This is a genomic window from Pseudoneobacillus rhizolycopersici (genome assembly GCF_054786815.1).
The window spans coordinates 1-252 of record NZ_JBTOOE010000178.1; the positions used below are offsets into that span (position 1 = coordinate 1).

1 protein-coding gene is annotated in these 252 nt (G+C 71.0%); it reads right to left on the reverse strand.

Features of this window, described 5'->3' with window-relative positions; genetic code table 11:
* Positions 1 to 252, reverse strand: a 252-nt coding sequence (locus tag ACX9YW_RS23325) for an acyl-CoA dehydrogenase family protein (protein ID WP_460351155.1), incomplete at both ends; no start/stop codon positions are given.

The following is a 252-nucleotide window of genomic DNA, read 5'->3' on the forward strand; positions in this document are numbered from 1 at the left end:
TGGTTGGCGTAGGCCACCGCGCGCTCGATGGCGACGCGGCCGATGCCGAGGGCCTCGGCGGCGATGAGGATGCGCTCGGGGTTGAGGCCGTCCAGCAGGTAGGTGAAGCCGCGGCCCTCGTCCCCGACCCGCTGGTCGACCGGCACGACGAGGTCGTCGAAGCTCACCTCGCACGACACCACTGCGTTGCGACCCGTCTTCGGGATGGGGGTGATGGTGACGGCGGGATCCTGGAGGTCGGCCAGCAGCAGG